13 protein-coding genes are annotated in these 20,028 nt (G+C 70.8%); 3 read left to right on the forward strand and 10 right to left on the reverse strand.

Going from position 1 to position 20,028, the window contains the following annotated elements; genetic code table 11:
• The 10 genes from Q7A36_RS25290 to Q7A36_RS25335 all read right to left on the reverse strand — a co-directional run.
• The coding region (locus Q7A36_RS25290) for a diguanylate cyclase domain-containing protein (RefSeq protein WP_305106543.1) at window positions 1–995 on the reverse strand (995 nt) is incomplete at its 3' end.
• A gap of 4 nt (window positions 996–999) precedes the next feature.
• A complete protein-coding gene (locus Q7A36_RS25295) occupies window positions 1,000–1,185 on the reverse strand; it encodes a hypothetical protein (RefSeq protein ID WP_305106544.1) in 186 nt (61 codons plus the stop codon).
• Between the two features lie 476 nt (window positions 1,186–1,661).
• Complete coding sequence (locus tag Q7A36_RS25300; protein ID WP_305106545.1) at window positions 1,662–1,910, reverse strand: hypothetical protein; 249 nt, start codon at window positions 1,908–1,910, stop codon at window positions 1,662–1,664.
• Window positions 1,910–4,171, reverse strand: a complete 2,262-nt coding sequence (locus tag Q7A36_RS25305) for a chemotaxis protein CheA (RefSeq protein WP_305106546.1) — start codon at window positions 4,169–4,171, stop codon at window positions 1,910–1,912. The genes Q7A36_RS25300 and Q7A36_RS25305 overlap by 1 nt, the downstream gene beginning before the upstream one ends.
• Window positions 4,168–4,545 (reverse strand): response regulator, encoded by a 378-nt coding sequence (locus Q7A36_RS25310; protein WP_305106547.1) that lies wholly within the window; start codon window positions 4,543–4,545, stop codon window positions 4,168–4,170. Before Q7A36_RS25310 ends, Q7A36_RS25305 begins: the two co-directional genes overlap by 4 nt.
• Window positions 4,546–4,555: 10 nt before the next feature.
• Window positions 4,556–5,401 (reverse strand): CheR family methyltransferase, encoded by an 846-nt coding sequence (locus Q7A36_RS25315; protein WP_305106548.1) that lies wholly within the window; start codon window positions 5,399–5,401, stop codon window positions 4,556–4,558.
• Entirely contained in the window at window positions 5,398–5,997 is a 600-nt protein-coding gene (locus tag Q7A36_RS25320) for a HEAT repeat domain-containing protein (protein ID WP_305106549.1), read from the reverse strand. Before Q7A36_RS25320 ends, Q7A36_RS25315 begins: the two co-directional genes overlap by 4 nt.
• Before the next feature lie 20 nt (window positions 5,998–6,017).
• On the reverse strand, window positions 6,018–7,103 hold the full coding sequence (cheB, locus tag Q7A36_RS25325; protein WP_305106550.1) for a chemotaxis-specific protein-glutamate methyltransferase CheB: 1,086 nt from the start codon (window positions 7,101–7,103) through the stop codon (window positions 6,018–6,020).
• A 10-nt stretch (window positions 7,104–7,113) separates the two neighbouring features.
• Window positions 7,114–8,655, reverse strand: coding sequence for a chemotaxis protein CheW (locus Q7A36_RS25330; protein ID WP_305106551.1), 1,542 nt, complete (start codon window positions 8,653–8,655; stop codon window positions 7,114–7,116).
• Between the two features lie 46 nt (window positions 8,656–8,701).
• Window positions 8,702–10,483 carry a methyl-accepting chemotaxis protein gene (locus tag Q7A36_RS25335; protein ID WP_370655707.1) on the reverse strand — a complete coding sequence of 594 codons (1,782 nt, stop codon included), beginning with the start codon at window positions 10,481–10,483 and terminating at the stop codon, window positions 8,702–8,704.
• Window positions 10,484–11,221: 738 nt separating this feature from the next.
• Here Q7A36_RS25335 and Q7A36_RS25340 point away from each other — a divergent pair.
• The 3 genes from Q7A36_RS25340 (at window position 11,222) to treY (ending at window position 19,940) form a co-directional block, all read left to right on the forward strand.
• Complete coding sequence (locus tag Q7A36_RS25340) at window positions 11,222–12,922, forward strand: choice-of-anchor D domain-containing protein (protein ID WP_305106553.1); 1,701 nt, start codon at window positions 11,222–11,224, stop codon at window positions 12,920–12,922.
• A gap of 561 nt (window positions 12,923–13,483) precedes the next feature.
• Window positions 13,484–17,143, forward strand: coding sequence for a 4-alpha-glucanotransferase (gene malQ, locus Q7A36_RS25345; RefSeq protein ID WP_305106554.1), 3,660 nt, complete (start codon window positions 13,484–13,486; stop codon window positions 17,141–17,143).
• Complete coding sequence (gene treY / locus Q7A36_RS25350) at window positions 17,136–19,940, forward strand: malto-oligosyltrehalose synthase (protein ID WP_305106555.1); 2,805 nt, start codon at window positions 17,136–17,138, stop codon at window positions 19,938–19,940. The genes malQ and treY overlap by 8 nt, the downstream gene beginning before the upstream one ends.
• The last annotated feature ends 88 nt before the right edge of the window (window positions 19,941–20,028 follow it).

Raw genomic sequence — 20,028 nt, forward strand, 5'->3', positions numbered from 1 at the left:
AGCTTGCTCTCGATCATGTCCTGCACCAGCAGGCCGATCGGCTGGAGCATGTTGTTGATCTCGTGCGCGACGCCGCCCATCATGCGGCCGAGCGCCTCCATTTTCTGCCTCTGTCGCTCGGCGTCCTGCTGAGCCTGTAGTTCGAGCTTCGCTCGCTGCATGGCGGCGTCGGCAGCCTTCAGCACGTCGAAATTCGTTCGCTGGTCGACGTTCGCCAACGCGACCAGTGTTGAGACATGGAACGGGTCGCCATCGATCTCGAAAGGGGCGGCGATCGCTTCCCTGAGTCGGCTGCCAAGGTCGCCGGCGGCGGTTTCGTCAAGCCAGCGGCACAGCACGACGAAGTGCTCGCCTCCGAGGCGCGCGACCAGATTGTCCGGCCCGGCGACAGCGACCAGCCTTCGGGCGATCTCGACCAGCAGGGCGTCTCCCTCGGCGTATCCCTTGGTGTCGTTGACGGCCTTGGTCCCCATGATGTCGAGGAACAGCAGGACGGGCGTCTCTCCCCCTTCCGCCACTGCTTCCGCCAGCCGAATCTCCAGCAAGCTGCGGTTGGGAAGTCCGGTGAGGGTGTCGTAGTGGCGGCGCCAGGTGAGGTCCGCCTTCGTCTCCCGCAACTGCCTTTCCTGCTCCGCCTGCGCGGTCACGTCCTCGATGACCGCGATGAACGAGATCTGGTCGACGCGGTGGACCGTGAGCGAGAGGTCCGCGCGGTGCTTGCCGGCCATCACGGTGTAGCGCTCGTGATCGACGACGATGCCGGAATCGATGGTGGCGTCGTTCAGGCGGCGGGCAAGGTCGGGCGCGACCGGGGCGAGAGCATGGTAGGCGTTGGACAGATCTCCGTCCGGCACGAGTGGCGTCAGGAGCTGCGCCACCTTGGGATTCGCCAGATCCACAAGCCCGTTCATGTGAAACCGCATCAGCCCGACGGGGACAATGTATAAAAAATCGGTCAGCAGCTCCAGGTCGTCAGGCTCTTGCGCGGGATCCACTTGCTCACCTCCGCTTCACGAGAAGGTACATTCGCTGGGCGTCAGGTCGCTTGAGCGTGCGGAGCCGAACGGGAGTGCTTTTCATGCGAAGGGTGAAGATGTAATCGATGGTTGCGTCGATCTCCGCTTCCGTCTCGAAGCGCTCGGCGATCATGAAGTTGTTGGTGCGGGGCGCGACCGAGGAGAACATGTGGCGCCTGATGACCCGTTCGGGGGGGGGGGGGGAAGGCGAGCACCCTCGGACTCCGCCTTGTTGTACGCCACTACATTGCTATCCGGCGTCATGCCGATGACACCGAACGGTAGGCTGTCGAGGGCTTCCGGTAAGGCCGCCTGCAGCCATTCGAACAGGTTATGGTCGCCGAAGGCGGGCAGCATGGATACGGGTCCCGTTTGAATTCCCCAAGCGCTTATGATCGGTCTTATTCGTGTCTGCATCGTGGACCACTTCGCCTCTCAACGGGAATTTGGATATCCCGGGCGTTGTTCGCAGAAGAGGCGCTTCATCGAGCCGGCCATAATGCTTTCGGATCCAGCCGAGGGCACGGAACGTCGACGCCGCCGGCCCAACATGGTGGCGCAGTTGCGCCGTGCCGCGCCGTCGGCGCGGGATCACGCGACCCTCGAAGCGCTCCGGCGCAGGGGTCGCTCCGACGGCTGGCTGCCTCAGCCTACGGCGCCGGCAGACGGCAGGCCGACCAGGAAGTGGGCCAGGAATGGAGTGGTCGGTGCCGCGACGACGGTCGGGCGCATCACCAGCAGCGTCTGCAGCACCGCCGCATGCATGTGGGTGCAGCCGGAGAGGTCCACCCTGGGACAGGCGGTCGCCCGCAGCCAATCCAGCAGCGTCTCCGCTTCCTCGATCGCGCAATGGGCGTCGAGGATGGCCAGGTCCCCGTTCATGCTTATCGGCATCAGATCAGCTCCGCCACGTCCAGGATCAGCAGCACCCGGCCATCGCCGAGCAGCGTCGTGCCGGCGAAGCCGCGCAGCCCGGCCAGCACGCCCTCCAGCGGGCGGACGATCGCCTCCATGCGTTCGCGGAAGGCGTCGATGACCAGGCCGACCGTCGCCTGCCCGACCCTGAGCACCAGCACCGGCGCGTCCTCGATGGCCTGCGATGCCGCCGCCTCGCCGGGCAGGTCCAGCAGGCGTGCCAGCCGCAGCAGGGGAACGATCCGGTCCCGCAGGACGAAGGCCTCGCGGTCGCGGATGTGATGCACGGCGGAGGCCGGCAACCGCACGCTCTCGACCACCGCGCCCATCGGGATGCCGAAGAGATGCCCGGCGCATTCGATGGTCATGATGCGCGCCACCGCCATGCTGAGCGGCACCGTCACCTGCACCGTCGTGCCACGCCCCACCTGGCTGTCCACCGCGACCCAGCCGCCGGCCTTCTCGACGGCCGAGCGCACCACGTCCATGCCAACCCCGCGACCCGAGAGGTCGGAGATGGTCTCGGCCGTCGAGAAGCCGGGGGCGAAGATCAGCCTCAGCGCCTCCGCGTCGGGCAGCGCCGCGGCTGCCTCGGCATCCAGCATGCCGCGCTCCACGGCCTTCCGCCGCATCCGATCGGGGTCGATGCCGCGGCCGTCGTCGCCGATGGTGACGATGATGCTCTCGTTGACCTGCGCGGCCGTCAGCCGCACCGTGCCATGCGGCGGCTTGCCCGCGGCGATCCGCTCCTCCGGCGGCTCCAGGCCGTGGTCGAGGCTGTTGCGCACCATGTGGATCAGCGGATCCGCCAGCGCCTCGATCATATTCTTGTCGGCCTCGGTCTCCTCGCCCTCCAGCACCAGCTCCACCTGCTTGCCGAGCTTGCGGGCGACGTCCCGCACGAGGCGCGGGAAGCGCTGGAAGACATGACTGACCGGCAGCATGCGGATCGCCATGATGGCGGCCTGCATGTCCTCCGCCAGCCGGTTGACCACGGCCTGCTGGTCCTTGATGTCGCGGGCCAGCTCGCGCGCGCTCGCGCCGGCCTCCGCCTTCCGGGCCAGGTAGGAGAGGCTGTTCTTGGCGACGATGAGCTCCCCGATCAGGTTCATCATCGTGTCGATCTTGGCCTGATCGACCCGCAGGGTCGCCGTCCCTGCGGGACGGACCTCGACGGCGGGGCGCTCCGGGGCATGGACCGCGCCGCCCGTCTCGGGCGCGGGCGGCGGCCTGATCCGGGACCGTTCGAGCAGCGCTGCCAGCGCCTCGGTCCGGCCCGCAGCGGCCTCCTCGCTGGCCTTGGCTAGGACCGCCTCGTCCACCCGCTGGCCGCAGTGCCGGGCAATGCGGCGCAGCACCTCCGCGACCGCCGCAGCGCGCTCCGCGGCGGCATCGGCCTCGGCAGGCTGCCGCAGCAGCGCGAGCTGCGCGTCGAGCACCTCCTGCACCGTCGCGGCATCCGGCGGCACGGCGCCCGGCGGCGCATAGGCCGCGATCTCGACATCCTCGCAGTAGCGGAAGAGATGGCGCAGCTCCTCCGGCGGCGCCGTGGACAGCAGCCGGAACGACAGGACGCAGTCGAAGGGATCGAAGGTGTCGGCGGAAGGCCAGGCGTCCGGCTGCTGGACCTCCAGGGCGTGCACCTCCGGGACCTGCCGCAGGAGATGCAGCGGGTCCTCGCCGCGGAAGAAGCAGGCGGGATCGGGGCGATAGGCGACGGCCACCAGATCGCGGTCGGCGGCGCGGGCGGCGGCCTCGGCGGCGGCCCGCTGCTCCGGCGCGAAGGCCGCGACCCAGCCGCGCATGCCGGCCACGGCGCCGGCATCGACGGCATCGGCCGTGGCCGGCGAGGCGCCGCCGCCGAGCAGGGCGCGCAGCGCAGCTCCGCGCTCGGCGGCGACCGCGGCCGCATCGGCGGGCAGCGCCTCGCTCGCCTCGTAGGTGGTGAGCCAGGCGCGCGTCTGATCCAGGGCGCCGAGCAGCAGGTCCGTCATGGTCCCGGTCAGGGTGAGGTGCTGCGCGCGCACCGCATCGAGCAGGTCCTCGGCGGCGTGCACCAACGTCGTCAGCGGCGCCACCTCGAACAGGCCGGAGGTGCCCTTCAGCGTATGGACGGCGCGGAAGACGGTGTTCACCATCTCCGCGCCGCCATTGCCGCGTTCCATGCGCAATAGGCCCTCGCTCGCCGTGTCGAGCAGCTCGCGGGCCTCGATAAGGAACTGGTCAAGCAAGGGGTTCATGCCGGCTGCATCCCCAGGAGCACGCGGGTGAAGTTGGTCAGCCGCTCCGGCCGCACCGGCTTCTGCAGGTAGAGATTGGCGCCTGCGGCATAGGCCCGCTCCGCCTGGCCGCCCCCGGCCTCGGTCGTGATCATGATGGTCGGGATGGCGCAGAGCGAAGGCTCGCGGCGCAGGGCGCGCAGCGTGCTGTAGCCGTCGAGGACCGGCATGTTCACGTCCAGCAGGATGAGTTGCGGCGGCCTGACAAGCGCCTTCTCCAGACCCTCGGCCCCGTTCCACGCTTCCTCGACGGCACAGCCCATGCCGCCGAGGATCTGGCGGTAGTAGAGCCGCACCGTCGCGGCATCATCCACGACGAGGACGGCCGGCCCCATCGCCGCTTCCTCAGAACGGACGCTGATAGACGATGGCATCGGGGAACTTCCTGGCTTCGAACAGGGAGGACATGCGGCTCATCGATTCGGAATGGCCGAGGCAGATGAAGCCGCCGGGACGGAGCGAATCGAACAGGGCTTCCGTCGCCCGCCGGCGGGATGCCTCATCGAAGTAGATGAGCAGGTTGCGGCAGAAGATCACATCGATATCGCGGTACTGCTGCACATCGGCCACTTCGGTGATGTTGGCGCGGCGGAATTCGATCGAGCGCCGCAGGTTGGCGATGATCCGCCAGTTGCCGTCCCTGGTCGGCGTGAAGTACCGCCTGACGAGATCCTCCGTCAGGTGCTGCAGCGAGCGTGCCTCGTAGATGCCGGCGCGGGCCTGTTCCAGGACGCGCGTGTCGATGTCGCTGGCGAGGATCCTGACATCCCAGTGGTCTACCTCCGGCCAGGACTCGAGCAGGTGGATGGCGATCGAATAGGGCTCCTCGCCCGTCGAGCAGGGCATCGACCAGATCTGCAGCGGATCCCCGCGCCGCCTTCCCTGCACGAGCTGGGGCAGCAGCGCCTCGCTCAGGCACTGGAACTGGTACTTCTCGCGGTAGAAGTAGGTCTCGTTCACCGTCATCACGTTGATGAGGTTCTGCAATTCCTCCGCATTCGGGTCGCGGAACCGCAGCAGCATCAGGTAGTCCTCGAAGGACTTCGAGCCTGTCGCGCTCATGCGTTCGGTGAGGCGGCGGTCCACGAAGTAGCGCTTCGACTCCCCGAAGACGATGCCGGTCTTCTGGTAGAACATCTCCTGGAAGCGCGCGAACTCGCCTGCCTGGACGGCCGGGGCGGACTGGCTCATGCCTTCGGCTCCCCGAGCAGCCGGTCGCGCACCGCCCGCGCGGCGAAGGCCAGGAACGGCTCCGCCGCGAAGCGCCCGGCGAGGCGGTCGAGCGCCGGCGCGGAGGCCGGGCCGCCGATGCGGTCCAATACCTCGATCGCGGTGGCGCAGACATTCACCTCCGTTTCCTGCTCCAGCCGGGCAATGGTCCAGGCTTCCGCCTCCGGGCAACGCAGCCCGGCCAGCGCCAGCAGCGCGGCCATGCGCAGGTCCGGATCCGCGGCATCGAGCACGGCGCGCACCGGCGCCGCGGCCGGGGCGCCGATCTCCTGCAGGGCCGTGAGCGCGGCATTGCGGAGCCAGGCATCCTCGGCGCGCAGCAATCCGAGCATGGCCGCGACAGCATCGGCCGAGGCGATGTCGGTCAGCGCGGCCAGCAGGGCTTCCTGCACGGGCCGCTTCGTCTCGGCCGACAGCGCCGCGCGCAGGGCGGGCACGGCGGCCGGATGCGCGCCGAGCGCCTGCGCGGCGGCACGGCGCAGGCCGGGATCGGCCGCCGCAAGGTCGGCGAGCAGCGCCGCCTCGGTGGGCCGGGCCCGCCCGGGCCGGCTTGCCATGCGCCGTTCGGCGCGTGCCTTCAGGAGCCCCATCGCCGAACCTCAGCACCCGTCCATTGCAGCAGCCGCGCCGCGATGCGGTCGCAGTTCATCACCTCGGTCGCGCCGCCGCGGCGGATCAGCTCGGCGGGCATGCCGAAGACCGCCGCGGTCTCCTCGCTCTCGGCGATGGTGCGGCCGCCGCGCGCGCGCAGCAGGGCCATCGCCTCCGCGCCGTCATCGCCCATGCCGGTGAGCTGCACGCCGATGAGCGTGCCCGCCTGCGCCACCCCGAGCGCGCTGTGGACCAGGCGGTTCACGCTCGGGTGCCAGAGGCTGTCGTCGGCCCGGACCGAGTTCGCGACCAAGCGCCCGAGCCGCCGTTCCACGACGACATCCGCCTCGCCGCGCCCGATATAGACATGGCCCGGAGCGAGGGGGACCGGCCCGTTCACCTCGGTGACCGTCACCTCGCAGATGCCGTCGAGGCGCCTGGCGAAGGAGGCGGTGAAGCCCGCGGGCATGTGCTGCGCCACGACGATCGCCTGCGGGTAGCTTGCCGGCAGTTCGGGCAGGATCTCCTCGAGCGTGCGCGGCCCACCGGTCGAGACGCCGATGAGGGTCAGGCCGAGAGCGCCGCGCGCCATCGCCTTCGCCGCCGCCGCGGCGCGCCGCTGCTCGGCGGCGGCCCGCTCGGCCCGCAGCGTGTCGCGCAGCCGGAGGGCACGGCGCGGCCGCGCCCGGGCCGCGGCCCGCAGCTTGGCCAGCAACTCGTCCCGCATCCGGTCCAGGCCGACCGACACCGTGCCGTCCGGCTTGGCCATCACGTCCACCGCGCCGAGCGCCAGCGCGCGGACCGCCGCGTCCGAGCCCTGCTCCGTGATGGAGGAGACCATCAGCACCGGCCGCGGGGAGTCCCGCATGATGTGGCCGAGGCAAGTGAGGCCGTCCATCTCCGGCATGTTGACGTCGAGCGTGACGACCTGGGGCTGGAAGGCGGCGATCTGCTCCAGCGCTTCGACGCCATTGCGGGCGAGGGCGACCTCGATGTCGCCCTCGGCCTCCAGCATCCGTCGGAGCTGGCGGCGCATCAGCGCCGAATCCTCGACGATCAGGACCTTCAGCATGGTTGCCGGTTCAGAGCGCGCTGACCGCGCCCTGCTCCTCCGTGCTCAACAGGCGCCCGGCCTCGAGGAGCTGGAGCATCCGCTTCTGGCTCTCGAGATTGGCGACCCGGTCGATCAGCAGATGCTGCTCCGCCGAGAGGCGCGGGGCCGGACCGATGGTGGAGCGGGCCACCTTCAGCACCTCCACCACGCTGTCCACGATGAAGCCGGTGCGCGCCTCGCCGACTGTCAGCACCATGATCCGCTGGCGATCGTTGCGCGCCACCTCGGGCAGGCCGAAGCGGCGGCGCTGATCGACCACCGGCAGCACGACGCCGCGCAGGTTCACCACCCCCTCGATGAAGGCCGGCGTCTTCGGCACCCGCGTGAGCTGCTCCGGAACCCGCACGATCTCCTGCACGGTACCGATCGGGACGCCGTATTCCTCGTTGCCGAGGCGGAAGACGACGAACTGCTCCTCGTCGTCGGCGGCCGCCGCATCCTGGACCTGCTGCGCCATCTCTGCTTCCTCCGACGCCGCCGTGGCGGCGGGCTCGGCGCCGAGCAGGCGCTCCCGTTCGCCCTGCGGGAACATCTTCTCCACCGACAGGATCGTCACCAGCCTGTCGCCGCCGTCGAGGCGGCAGATGGCCTCGAGCTCCGTGCCGCCGCCGCCGGTCGCCAGCAGCTGCGGGACCGCCTCGACCAGCGATCGCGCGACCCGCAGCACCTCCTTGACGGCATCCATGACGATGCCGACCGAGACCCGCTCCGCCCCCGCCCCGCCGCCGCGGAGCGAGACGACGACGATGCGGTTGCTCTCGCCGAGGGGCGCCTGCGGCATGCCGAACATGCGACGCAGCGAGACCAGCGGCAGCAGCCGGTTGCGCAACGTCATCACGCCGATGACATGGGACTCGCTGCGCGGGACCGTATTGATGCGCGGCGGCACCTGCACGATCTCCTGCACGTCCTCGATCGGGAAGGCGTATTCCTGGTTGGCCACCTCGAAGCTGACGAGCTGCAGCTCGTCGCCCGCCGCCTGGCCGGTCACCTCGCCGCGCGCCGTCGCCGGCGCGGCCTCGCCGCCCGGCGCGCCGCGCGCGGCATGGTCCTGCGCCGGCACGGCCGCCCCATTGAGGCTGGCCGGGTCCAGCAGCAGGATCATGCCGTCGTCCCGCTTCACGACGCCCTGCAGCAGCTCGGTTCGGACCGTGCTGCCGATGCTGTCGATCGGCTCGATCTCCTGCGCCTCGGTGGTGATGACGCTCGCCATCCGGTCCACCACGAAGCCCGAGAGCGCGCCGTGGTTGATGACCACGACCCGCGTCGCGTCGTCATGCGGCTCGTCCTCCATGGCGAAGACCCGCCGCAGGCTGGTGATCGGCAGCACCGCGCCGCGCAGGTTGGCGATCCCCTCGAGGTTCGCGGAGGCCATGGGCACCCGGACGACGCCGGGCATCCGGATGATCTCCTGCACCTCGGCAAGCGGAACCCCGAAGATCTCGTCCTGCACCCAGAAGGTGACGAACTGCCGTCCGGCCGCGGAACTGGAAGCGTGCGCTTCGCTCATGGGGCCCCACCTGTCATCGTCGGCTCGCAATCGGTCACGGTGCCGTTCAGGCGGCGCTGTTCTGCAGTTCGTCGGCGAGGGAGGCGATCTCCTCGACGGCGGCCGCCAGTTCCTCGGCGCCCTTGGCTTGTTCGCGCGCCGCCTGCGCCGCCTGGCCAGAGGCCTGCGCCGCCTGGTTCGCGGCGGCGGACACCTGCTCGACGCCCGTCTTCACCTCGACCAGGGCGGTCAGGATATCGTTCGCGCTGGCCACGATCTCCCGGCTGCCTTCGAGGATCACCGCCATGTCCGTCTCGACCGCGGCGAGGTTCGCGGTGATCGCCTTGCTCTTCTCCATCTCGGTCGTGGAGGCGGTGGCGATCTCCTCGAGGTCCCGGCGCACCGCCACGATCTGGTCCTGGACTGCCTTCACCAGGTCCTTGATCCGCTCGGCATTCTCGGAGCTGTCGCGGGCCAGGTTGCGGATGTCGGTCGAGACGACCATGAAGCCCTTGCCGAACTCGCCGGCCCTGGCCGCCTCGATCGAGCCGTTCACCGCCAGCATGTTCGTCTGGATGGAAACGGTGGTGATGGCGTCCACGATCTTGTCGATGCGGCGGGCAACCTGCTCCAGCGCATTGATCTGCTCGCGCGAGCGCGCGTTCTCCTCGACCGATTGCTGCACGCCGGCGATGATCTGTTCCACGGCGGTGCGGTTGACGCCGAGCGCCTCGACCATGGCCTGGCTCGTGCTGCGAGCCGAGGTGGCTCGCTCGGACGCGATCTTGGCGCCGCGTTCGATCTGGGTGACGGCGGCGGCCGATTGCTGGGTGGCGGCCGACTGCTGCTGCGCGCCGCGGCTGATCTGGTCGATCGCCGTCATGATCTGCGCGGCGGCGCGGTTGATCTCCTCGACCGCGGCGGAAAGCTCCTCGGAGGCCGCGGCGACCTCCTCGGCGCTCTTGCCGACGTCGCTGCTGTTCTTCAGCTCGTCGGCCATCTCCGACAGTTCGGATGAGGCCTGCTCGCTCTGGGTCAGGGCGCCGGTCTGCTGGTCGACGGTGCGAAGCGCCTCCTGGCAGGCGGAAGACTGCTCCTCGGCCGCGGCGGAGATGGCCTCGGCGCCCTTCTGCGCCTCCCTCGCCGCTTCGCTGGATTGCTCGGCCGCGACCAGGATCTCGCGGGCGCCGCGCAGGATCTCGACCATATCGGTCCGGATCTGCCCGAGCTGGTTGGTGACGATCTGCCCCTTCTCGACTTCGGAGGTCGCGGCCGCGGCCGAGGCATTGATCCCCTCGGCGATGACCTTCACCTCCCGCTGGATCTGGCCGACCAGTTCCTGGATGTCGCGGGCGCTCTTCTCGCTGGTTTCGGCGAGGTTGCGGACCTCGTCGGCAACGACCGCGAATCCTTTGCCATGCTGGCCGGCACGGGCGGCCTCGATGGCGGCGTTGAGGGCGAGCAGGTTGGTCTGGTCGGCGATGCGGGCGACAGCCTTGACGATGTCGCCGATATTCGCCGCCTGCTTCTCGAGCTCCGCCACCATGGTGACCGAGGCTGCCTGCCGCCGGGCGGCATGGCCGATGCTGGCGATGCTGGCGGCGATCTGGGCGGCGACGTTGGCGATCAGCGTCTGCTGCGCTTCGGATTTGGTCTGCGACAGGTCGGCGTTTTCGCGCTGCTTGCCGATGTTGGTGACGACGCGGCCGACCGCACGCATGGACTGCTCGGCGGCGCTCGAGGCCTGCTCGGCGCCGCTGGCGATCTGCTCCATCGACCGCCGCAGTTCCTCGACGGCGGAGCCTGCCTCGGAGATGCCGCTGGCGACCTGGGTGGTCGCGCTGGCCACTCGCTCCGCGGCCTTCTGCTGCCGGGCGAAGGTACGTGCGCGCTTCTGGGCAGGCGCCCTCGGGACGATGCCGGCGGTCGCGGGAGCCGCGGAAGTTCCACGTGCGGGACGTGGCGACACCGTCACGTCCGAACCTCTCTCGGAGTCCTGACGCAACTCGAAAGACTTCACCAGCGCCATCGTACTCACCTGACCTGCGGGTTTGTGTTTCTATCATAAAGTTGTGTGTTCCGGAGAAAATTCGCGCGGGAGGTGTGCCGCAACTCGAATGGTCTGAGCCTGCCTGACCTGTTCAGGTGCGGATTCCGCCGACCGTAGGGTTATTAGGCGCCGTTCGGCCTTGCGGCTCTCAGGCATGGGTGGCCCTCGGTTGCGGTGACCTGACCGCGACCGGCTGTCCCAGCGCAGCACGCCGCACCACGACGTTGACCGATTGGATGTGTAACCGTAAAGGATTCCGACAGGGCCGTTCCGGGCCTAAAAGGGACCTTTCCCAAGGCAGAGGCCGAACAGCAAAGAATACATGAGGATGTATAATATCCCTGGGCCATGCCTTTTGTCGGGGAACTTTACAGATCGCGCCGTGAATGCCGGCGTCCCGGGCGACGCCGAGCCGTAACTCCCTGATACAAAACGTCCCATCACATTTGGCACAAGGCTTGCTCATGTAGCGACTACGGAACGAATTCCCGGCCTCCGGGAGGTTCCGGTCAACTGGTGATCAGCCGCCAAGAGGTTATGGAAACGATGGTCAGCATGCGTGCGCGACAGGCAGGTGCGAGCCTCCGCGCCAGGGCGCTCGGGGCGACATCGCTCATCGGCGTTGCGATGCTGGCGGCGACGGGTGCGCAGGCCGGTACGATCACGACCAATGCAGGGAATAATTCTACTCTCGCTTTCGGCAACGTCCTCGTCGGCAGCACCAATGCCACCAAGACTGTCACGGCGACCCAGGGCGCTCCGATCGGCAGCCGGCAGGTGACGTCGGCGCTGGGCGGTGCCAATGCCAACCAGTTCTCGCAGAACACCGGCCAGCAGACCCTCAATAGCGGCAATCCGTCCCGTACCTGGACCTACACCTTCGCCCCAACGAGCACCGGAGCGAAGACAGCGACCGCCACGTTGAGTGCCTCGGCCGTTGGATCCGACGCGGCCTTCAGTTCGACGCTCACCTTGACGGGCACGGGCGTGGCACCGGCCGCGACCCTCTCGAAGACGGCAGATGCGGGCAAGGTTCTGGTCGGCCAGAGCGGCACGGGCCAGGTGCAGATCACGAACACCGGCAACGGCAACCTGGCCGGCACCGACCCCGGGGGAAATTTCAGCAAGCAGACCTCGACCAACCTGCGGATGTCGGGCATCACGTCGGGCAACAGCGCCTTCAGCGTGGCGACACCCACCACTGCCAGCCTGACGGATGGCAGCAGCACGACCCGCAACGTCATCTTCAGCCCGACGGCCCGGGGTGCGGCGAGCGCCGTGGTCACCGCCAACTTCAACAACGGCATCGGCAATACGAACGGTTCCGGCACGCGGCAAACCACCGTGAACGGCACCGGCGTGGCGCCCGTCATCGGCCAGACCACCGTGACAGACGCCGGCAATGTCCGCGTCGGCACCGTCGGCAGCGGCACGATCACGGTGACCAATGTCGGCGATGGCAACCAGGCCGGGGCGAATACCTCGAGCTATGCCACCTTTGGTACCGGCTTCGCTTCGAACCTGCTCGGACAGGCCAGCGTGTCGACGGCGGGGGCGGGATTCGCCATCACCGGTCCGGACCTCAGCATCGCCGACGGCAGTTCGGGCAGCACGAGTTTCAGCTTTACGCCGACCGCGCGCGGCGCCGCCACGGCCGATGCAACACTCGACTTCAAGAACGGCAGCAGCGACGGCAGGAACACCGCTTTCCAGACGACCGCGGCGCTCACCGGCACCGGCGTCGGGCCCGAGTTCTATTCCGACTACGGCAATGCGCAGGCTGCCAACGACAATGCGACGCTGGATTTCGGATACATTCTCCAGGGCTACTCATCCAGCCTGACCTTCAGCCTCTACAACGTCACGGACGATCCGGACCTCGGCGACCTCACGAAGCTCACCATCTTCGACTCCAGCGGCATTCTGGGTCTGTCGGGCTCGGTCTTTCAGTTGGCGGCCTTCTCGACCACCGCCCTCAATCCATCGGACGCGATGGATCTGACGCTGACCTTCTCGGGGCTGAGCACCGGCACCTTCGACGACATCCTGACGATCCATACCGACCAGGGCGCCGCCTTCGGAGGCCATGGCCTCGATTTCAAGTTCAACCTGCACGGCGTGATTCTGCAGGCCCCGGACCCCACGCCTGCCGTGCCCGAGCCGATGACCCTGACGCTCTTCGGCACCGGCCTCCTCGGCATGGCTCTGGCGCGTCGGGCATCCCGTCGTCGGGGCTGACCCTGGCAGGGCCGACCCATGCGGAGTCGGCCCTCGCTCCCGTGCCGGCGTTTCCCGCGCTTCGCGCCGGGCGCCCGTCCCGGTCGCCACGGGCCGGGGTGACGTGGTCAAGGCCGGGGCGGCCTGAGGCCCTGCCGGCCCACCCCGTGGTGCAAGTCGCCGCTGCCCTGGTGCGCCTGGTGAGGTTGTGGCCGGTGCCGACCGGCGCCCAGGCCTGCCCGACCTGTCCGAGGCCGCGACGCAGGCAGCATCGGAACCTTCGCGCCCCGTCGCTCCGTCCGAGGACGGGCTCGGCAACCCGCTTGCATAATCCGTAACGGCTGCGCCGCAGGGGCAAGCGCGACGCGGCTCGTTTGGCCGCCCCCCTTCATGCATGGGCGGCACGGCGGCTCCGCCTTTTTTCCGCGTCCCGCCCGAAATCGTCCGCCCCTGTCGGAACGGCAGTCGAGGGGTGCTGTTTGGCCGGCTCGACAGCAGCGCCGCAGGCCCCCTCCCGTGTCACCTTCCCCCTCTGTTTCCGCCGATACCGACAGCGCCGGGTCCCAGGCCGACCGCCCTGGCTTGCCACACCTGCAGAGCCTCGCCCAGGCGGCCATGCCGGACTTCCTGCTGCGCCAGCGCTGGTACCCCGCCAAGGATGCGGGCCGGCCCGAGGTCACCGCGGCGGCGGTGCTGCCCTTCGCGGTGCCGGGCCTGCCGGCCGCGGCGGCGATCTGGCAGGTGGTGCCCCCCGGCCGGGACCCGATGCGGCTCTTCGTTCCCTTTGCCCTGGTGCCGGCGGTCGATGCCGCGGAGCCGCAGGTCATCGCCGCCCTCCAGGCGACGGAGGGCGCCGAGCGGCGGCTGGTGGAGGCCTTCTCCGTCGATGCCTTCGTCCGCACCTGGATCGAGGCGATGCTGCGCCCGGACGCACCGCCGGCCACGGCCGGGGCGGGGCGGCTGCGCACGGGCGGGGCGGAGCGGCTGGCGGCGGCCGGACTCGCGCCCGGCGACGGCTTCGCCATCCGCCGCGGCAGCGCCGAGCAGTCGAACACCTCCATCCGCATCGGCGAGGGCGCGATCCTCAAGGTGATCCGCAAGCTCGAGGAAGGCACCCATCCAGAGCTGGAGGTCGGGCGCTTCCTGACCGGCGAGGCCGGCTTCACCGCGACGCCCGCCATGCTCGGTTGGACCGAGTTGGAACGCGCCGGGGGCGCGGGCACCACGACGCTGTCGGTGCTGCAGGCCTTCATCCCCAACGAGGGCGATGGCTGGTCCTGGGTGCTGGAGCGACTGGCCCGGCCGGAGGGCGGCGCGGCGACGCTCGCCTGGCTGCGCCGGCTCGGCCAGCGGACGGCGGAGATGCACAGTGCCTTCGCGACCGACACCCGCGACCCCGCCTTCCGTGCGGAGCCGGTCGCGCCGCGCGACCGCGAGGCCTGGATCGCGGCGGCCGAGGCCATGGCGCGCCGCGCCCTGGATGGCCTGGCCGCGGCGCGGGACCGGCTGGAGCCGGAGGCGCGGCCCCTTGCCGAGGCGCTGCTCGCCCGGCGCGACCTCCTCGATCAGTGGCTGCGGGCCGGGCTCTCGGGCGCGCCCGGCTTCGCCAAGGTCCGGCACCACGGCGACTACCACCTCGGCCAGGTGCTGGTCGCGGAGGGCGACGCGGTGATCGTGGATTTCGAGGGCGAGCCGCTGCGGCCGCTGGCGGAGCGGCGCGCCAAGCATGCGGCGCTGCGCGACGTCGCCGGCATGCTGCGCTCCCTCGCCTATGCGGCGGCGCAGGCCGGGCGCAGCCATCCGGAAGCGCATGCCGCGGCCTGGGAGGCGGAGGCCTCGCGCGCCTATCTCGACGCCTATCTGGAGGCCGGGGGCGACGGCGCCTTCCTCCCCGCGGGCCGCGCCGGGGCCGAGAAGGTGCTGCGCTTCTTCATGCTGGAGAAGGCGCTCTACGAGGTGGCCTACGAGCTGGCGAACCGGCCGGACTGGGTCGCCATCCCGCTGCGCGGCGTCCTCGCGCTGCTCGATGCGCCGCCGGAGGGGCAGCCCCGCGCCGCGACCGAAGGCACCGCGCTGGACGCGCTGGCCGCGCGGATGGGCATCGAGCCCGAATTCCGCGACGCCCGCGGCAAGCTGGTGCGTGCCTCCACCGGGACCAAGCGCAGCCTGCTCGCCGCCATGGGTGTCGAGGCGGCGGACGAGGCGGCGGCGCGCGCCGCGCTGGAGGCGCTCGAGGCGGCGGAATGGACGCGCCCCCTGCCGCCCGTCGCGGTGCTGCACGCGGGTGTCGCCCCGCTCGCCGTCGAGCTTGCCCTGCCGGCCGGCACCGGCGAACTCGCCTGGCGCCTGGCGCTGGAGGAGGGCGGCGAGGTCACGGGCCGGGCGAGCTTCGGCAGCCTGCCCCTGATCGCCGAGCGGAGCCTCGAGGGCCGTCCATTGCAGCGCCGCCGCCTGGTGCTGCAGGGCGACATCCCCTGGGGCTATCACCGCCTCACCCTCGATCCCGGCGGCGCGGCGACGACCCTGGTGGTCTCGCCCGGGCGCTGCTGGCTGCCGACGGCCATCGCCGAAGGCCGGCGGCTCTGGGGCATCGCGGCGCAGCTCTACCTCCTGCGCTCGGCGACCGACTGGGGCATCGGCGACTATGGCGACCTGCGCAGCCTGGTGGAGCTGAGCGCCGCCCGCGGCGCCGCGGTGATCGGCCTCAACCCGCTGCATGCCATGTTCAACGACAACCCGGAGCATGCGAGCCCCTATTCGCCGGCCAGCCGCCTGCTGCTGAACACGCTGAACATCGACGTTCTCGCCGTGCCGGAGCTGCTGGACTGCCCGGAGATGCGGGATCTCGTCGCCTCCGACGCCTTCCGCGCCCGGCTCGAGGCCTGCCGCGCCGCGCCGCTGGTGAACTATGCCGAGGTCGCGGACATCAAGCTCTCGGTGCTCGGGCGGCTGTTCGAATCCTGCCGCGGCGCCGCTGACGGGCCGCGCTGGCAGGCCTTCGAGGCCTTCCGGCGCGCGCGCGGGCCGGTGCTGGAGCGGAACTGCCTCTTCCTCGCGCTGCGCGAGCATTTCGCCGGCCGCGACCCGGCGCAGGCGGACTGGCATGCCTGGCCGGAGGAGGTCCGCGACCCCGACTCCCCCGCCGTGGCCGCCTTCGCCGCGGCGAACCGCGAGCGGGTCGACTTCCTCGCCTGGCTGCAATGGATCGCCGACACGCAGCTCGAGGCAGCGGCGGAGGCGGCGGCCGCGCGCGGCATGGCGGTCGGCCTCTACCGCGACCTCGCCGTGGGCGCCGACCGCGCCGGCGCCGAGACCTGGGCGGATGCGGCGGCCGTCGTCTCCGGCGCGCAGGTCGGGGCGCCGCCCGACATCTACAACCCCGCCGGCCAGGACTGGGGCCTGCCGCCCTTCCATCCGCGGGCCCTGCGGGAGGAGGGCTACCGCAGCTTCATCGAGCTGGTCCGGGCCAATATGCGCCATGCCGGCGGCCTCCGGATCGACCATGTCATGGGGCTGCAGCACCTCTACTGGGTGCCGCAGGGGAAGACCGCGGCCGAGGGCGCCTATGTCGCCTACCCGATCGAGGACCTGGTCGGGATCCTGGCGCTCGAGAGCCACCGGCAGCGCTGCCTCGTCGTCGGCGAGGACCTCGGGACCGTGCCCAAGGGCTTCCGCGAGCGCATGACGGCGGCGAACATCCTCTCCTACCGCGTGCTCTTCTTCGAGCAGGAGGGCGAGACCGGCGCCTTCCTGCCCGCCGAAGCCTATCCGCCCCTGGCGCTCGCCGTCGTCGGCAGCCACGACCTGCCGACGCTGCGCGGCTGGTGGGAGGGGCGCGACATCGTCCTGAAGGAGCGGCTCGGCCTCTACCCCGAGCCGGCGGAGGCGGGACGCCAGCGCGAGGCGCGGCAGCGCGACAAGGCGCAGCTCCTGGCCGCGCTGCGGCAGGAGGCGCTGCTGCCCGGGGATGCGGAGCCCGACATCCCGCAGCTCGCCCGGGCGGCGCATGCCTTCCTCGCCCGCACGCCCTCCGTCCTCGCCATGGCGCAGATCGACGACCTGACCGACGAGGCCGACCCGGTGAACGTGCCGGCCACCTCGGACGAGCACCCGAACTGGCGCCGCCGCCTTTCGATGACGCTGGAGGAACTCGCGGCGCGTCCGCGCTTCATCGACATCGCCGAGATCTTCCGCGCCGAGCGCGGCGCCCCGCAGCCCGAAGGACCCCCGGACCATGCCTGAAGCCGGCCCGCCGCCGATCCCGCGCGCCACCTACCGCCTGCAATTCCACGAGGGGTTCCGCTTCTCCGACGCGGCGGCGCTCGCGCCCTACCTCGCCCGGCTCGGCATCAGCCATGTCTATGCCTCCCCCTACCTGAAGGCGCGGCCCGGCTCCTCGCATGGCTACGACATCGTCGACCATGGCCGGCTGAACCCCGAGCTGGGGGACGAGGCGGCGTTCCGCGCCATGGTCGCGGCCTTCCGGGAGAACGGCCTCGGCCAGGTGCTCGACTTCGTGCCGAACCACATGGGCGTCGGCGGCGCCGACAATCCCTGGTGGCTCGACGTGCTGGAATGGGGGCCGGACAGCGACTACGCTGGCTGGTTCGACATCGACTGGGACCCGGACCGCCGCTACCTGCAGGGCAAGCTGCTGGTGCCCTTCCTCGGCGAGCAGTACGGCGCGGTGCTGGAGGCCGGCCAGATCGAGCTGCGCTTCGACCCGGAGGAGGGCGGCTTCGCCGTCTGGGCCTACGGCACCCACAAGCTGCCGATCTGCCCGCTGCACTACGAGCGCGTGCTGGGCCACGAGCATCCGGAGCTGGAGCGGCTGGGTGATGCCTTCTCCGGCCTGCCCAACTGGCGCCCGCGCGTGCATGCCCGCGCCCGCGACCTGCAGGCCGAGCTGGCCGGCCTGGTGCGCGAGCGGCAGGACGTGCGGGAGGCGGTGGAGGCCGCCGTCGCGCGGCTGAACGGCCGGCCCGGGCGGCTCGAGACCTGGCGCGACCTCGACGCGCTGATCCGGGAGCAGAACTGGCGCACCGCGCATTTCCGCGTCGCGGCGGACGACATCAACTACCGCCGCTTCTTCAACATCAACGAGCTCGCCGGCCTGCGCATGGAGCTGCCGGAGCTCTTCGACCATGCGCACCGCTTCGTCTTCTCGCTGCTCGAGGACGGGACGCTGGAGGGCCTGCGCATCGACCATGTCGATGGCCTGCTCGACCCGAAAGGCTACCTGCAGCGGCTGCGGGAGGCGGCGCCGCGCCCCTTCTACCTCGTCGTCGAGAAGATCCTGTCGCGGCACGAGGCGCTGCGCGAGGACTGGCCGGTCCAGGGCACCACGGGCTACGAATTCGCCAACCTCGTGCTCGGCCTGCTGGTGGACCCGGCGGGGGAGGAAGGCTTCAGCCGCACCTATGCGGAGTTCATCCGCGGCGCCGAGCCTTTCGCCGAGACGGTGCGCGACTGCAAGCTGCGCATCATGCTGAACGAGATGGCGAGCGAGCTGAACACCCTCGCCCGCGACGCGGCGCGGGTGGGGCGCCAGAACCCGCGCACGGCCGACTTCACCCGCAACATCCTGCAGCGGGCGCTGAAGGAGATCGTCGCCTGCTTCCCGGTCTACCGCACCTATGTGGACGGCACGGTCTCCCCCACCGAGGCCGACCGGCGCGACATCGACTGGGCCATCGCCCAGGCGCGGCGGAACGAGACCGACCTCGACCCCAGCGTCTTCGATTTCCTGCACCGGCTGCTGACGACCGACCTGGTGGCGGAGCCGCGCAGCGGCTTCAGCCGGCACAGCGTGGTGCGCTTCGCCATGCGGGTGCAGCAGTACAGCGGCCCGGTGATGGCCAAGGGCCTCGAGGACACCGCCTTCTACCGCTACAACCGCTTCGTCGCGCTGAACGAGGTGGGCGGGCACCCCGATCATTTCGGCGTCTCCCTGCCCGCCTTCCACAAGGCGAATGCGCAGCGCGCCCAGCGCTGGCCGCATGCCATGCTCGGCACCTCCACCCACGACACCAAGCGCGGCGAGGATACGCGGGCGCGGCTCGCGGTGCTCTCGGAGATGCCGGAGGACTGGGCGCGCCAGGTCCAGACCTGGAGCCGCATCCTGCGCGCCCGCCGCGGCGACGTGGAGGGCACCGCGCCGCCCGACCGCAACGACGAGTACCTCTTCTACCAGCTCCTGCTCGGCGCCTGGCCGGCGGAGCTGACCGGCGCCGGCATGCCGGAGGCCGCGGCGCTGCGCGACTTCGCCGGGCGCATGGAAGGCGCCATGGTGAAGTCGATGCGCGAGGCCAAGCGGCACACCACCTGGGCCGCCCCGAATACCGCCTATGAGGAGGGCATGCTCGGCTTCCTGCGCGAGGCGCTCGACCCCTCCCGCTCCGGCGCCTTCCTCGAAGCCTTCCTGCCCTTCCAGGAACGCGTGGCGCGGCTCGGCTTCCGCAACGGCCTGGTGCAGACGGCGCTGAAGCTGACCCTGCCGGGCATGCCGGACATCTACCAGGGGTGCGAGCTCTGGGACCTCAGCCTGGTCGATCCCGACAATCGCCGTCCCGTGGACTACGATCTCCGGCGCCGGGTGCTCGAGGAGTTGGACACGGCCCTGGCGCGGGACCGGCGCGCGGCGATGCTCGGCATGCTGGAGGGCTGGCATGACGGTCGGGCCAAGCTCGCCCTGACGGCGACGCTGCTGGCGCACCGGCGGGCGCGGCCGGCGCTCTTCGCCGAGGGCGGCTACGAGCCCCTGGCCGCGACGGGCGCGAAGGCCGACCAGCTCTGCGCCTTCCTGCGCAGCAGTGGCGAGGAGCGGCTGCTGGTGGTCGCGTCCCGCTTCCCCGCCCGGCATGAAGCGGATCCGGCCTGGGGCGACACGGCCGTCGATGCGCCGCTGCCGGCGGGCGCCGGCGCCTGGCGCGACCTGCTGACCGGGCGGAGCCTCGGTGGCGGCACGCTCACGGCGGAGGCGGTGCTGGCGGACCTGCCCGTCGCCCTGCTGGTGCCGGAGACGGCGCGCGGCGGCTGAGGCGCGGGCCCGGCCGGGGCCGCCCGGTGCCGGCGCGCCCACGGCGGTGACCTGTCCGCCCGGGCGGGGCGCCAAGCCATCCGGCGCG

The sequence above is a fragment of the Paracraurococcus lichenis genome, from assembly GCF_030657435.1.
GTDB lineage: Bacteria > Pseudomonadota > Alphaproteobacteria > Acetobacterales > Acetobacteraceae > Paracraurococcus > Paracraurococcus lichenis.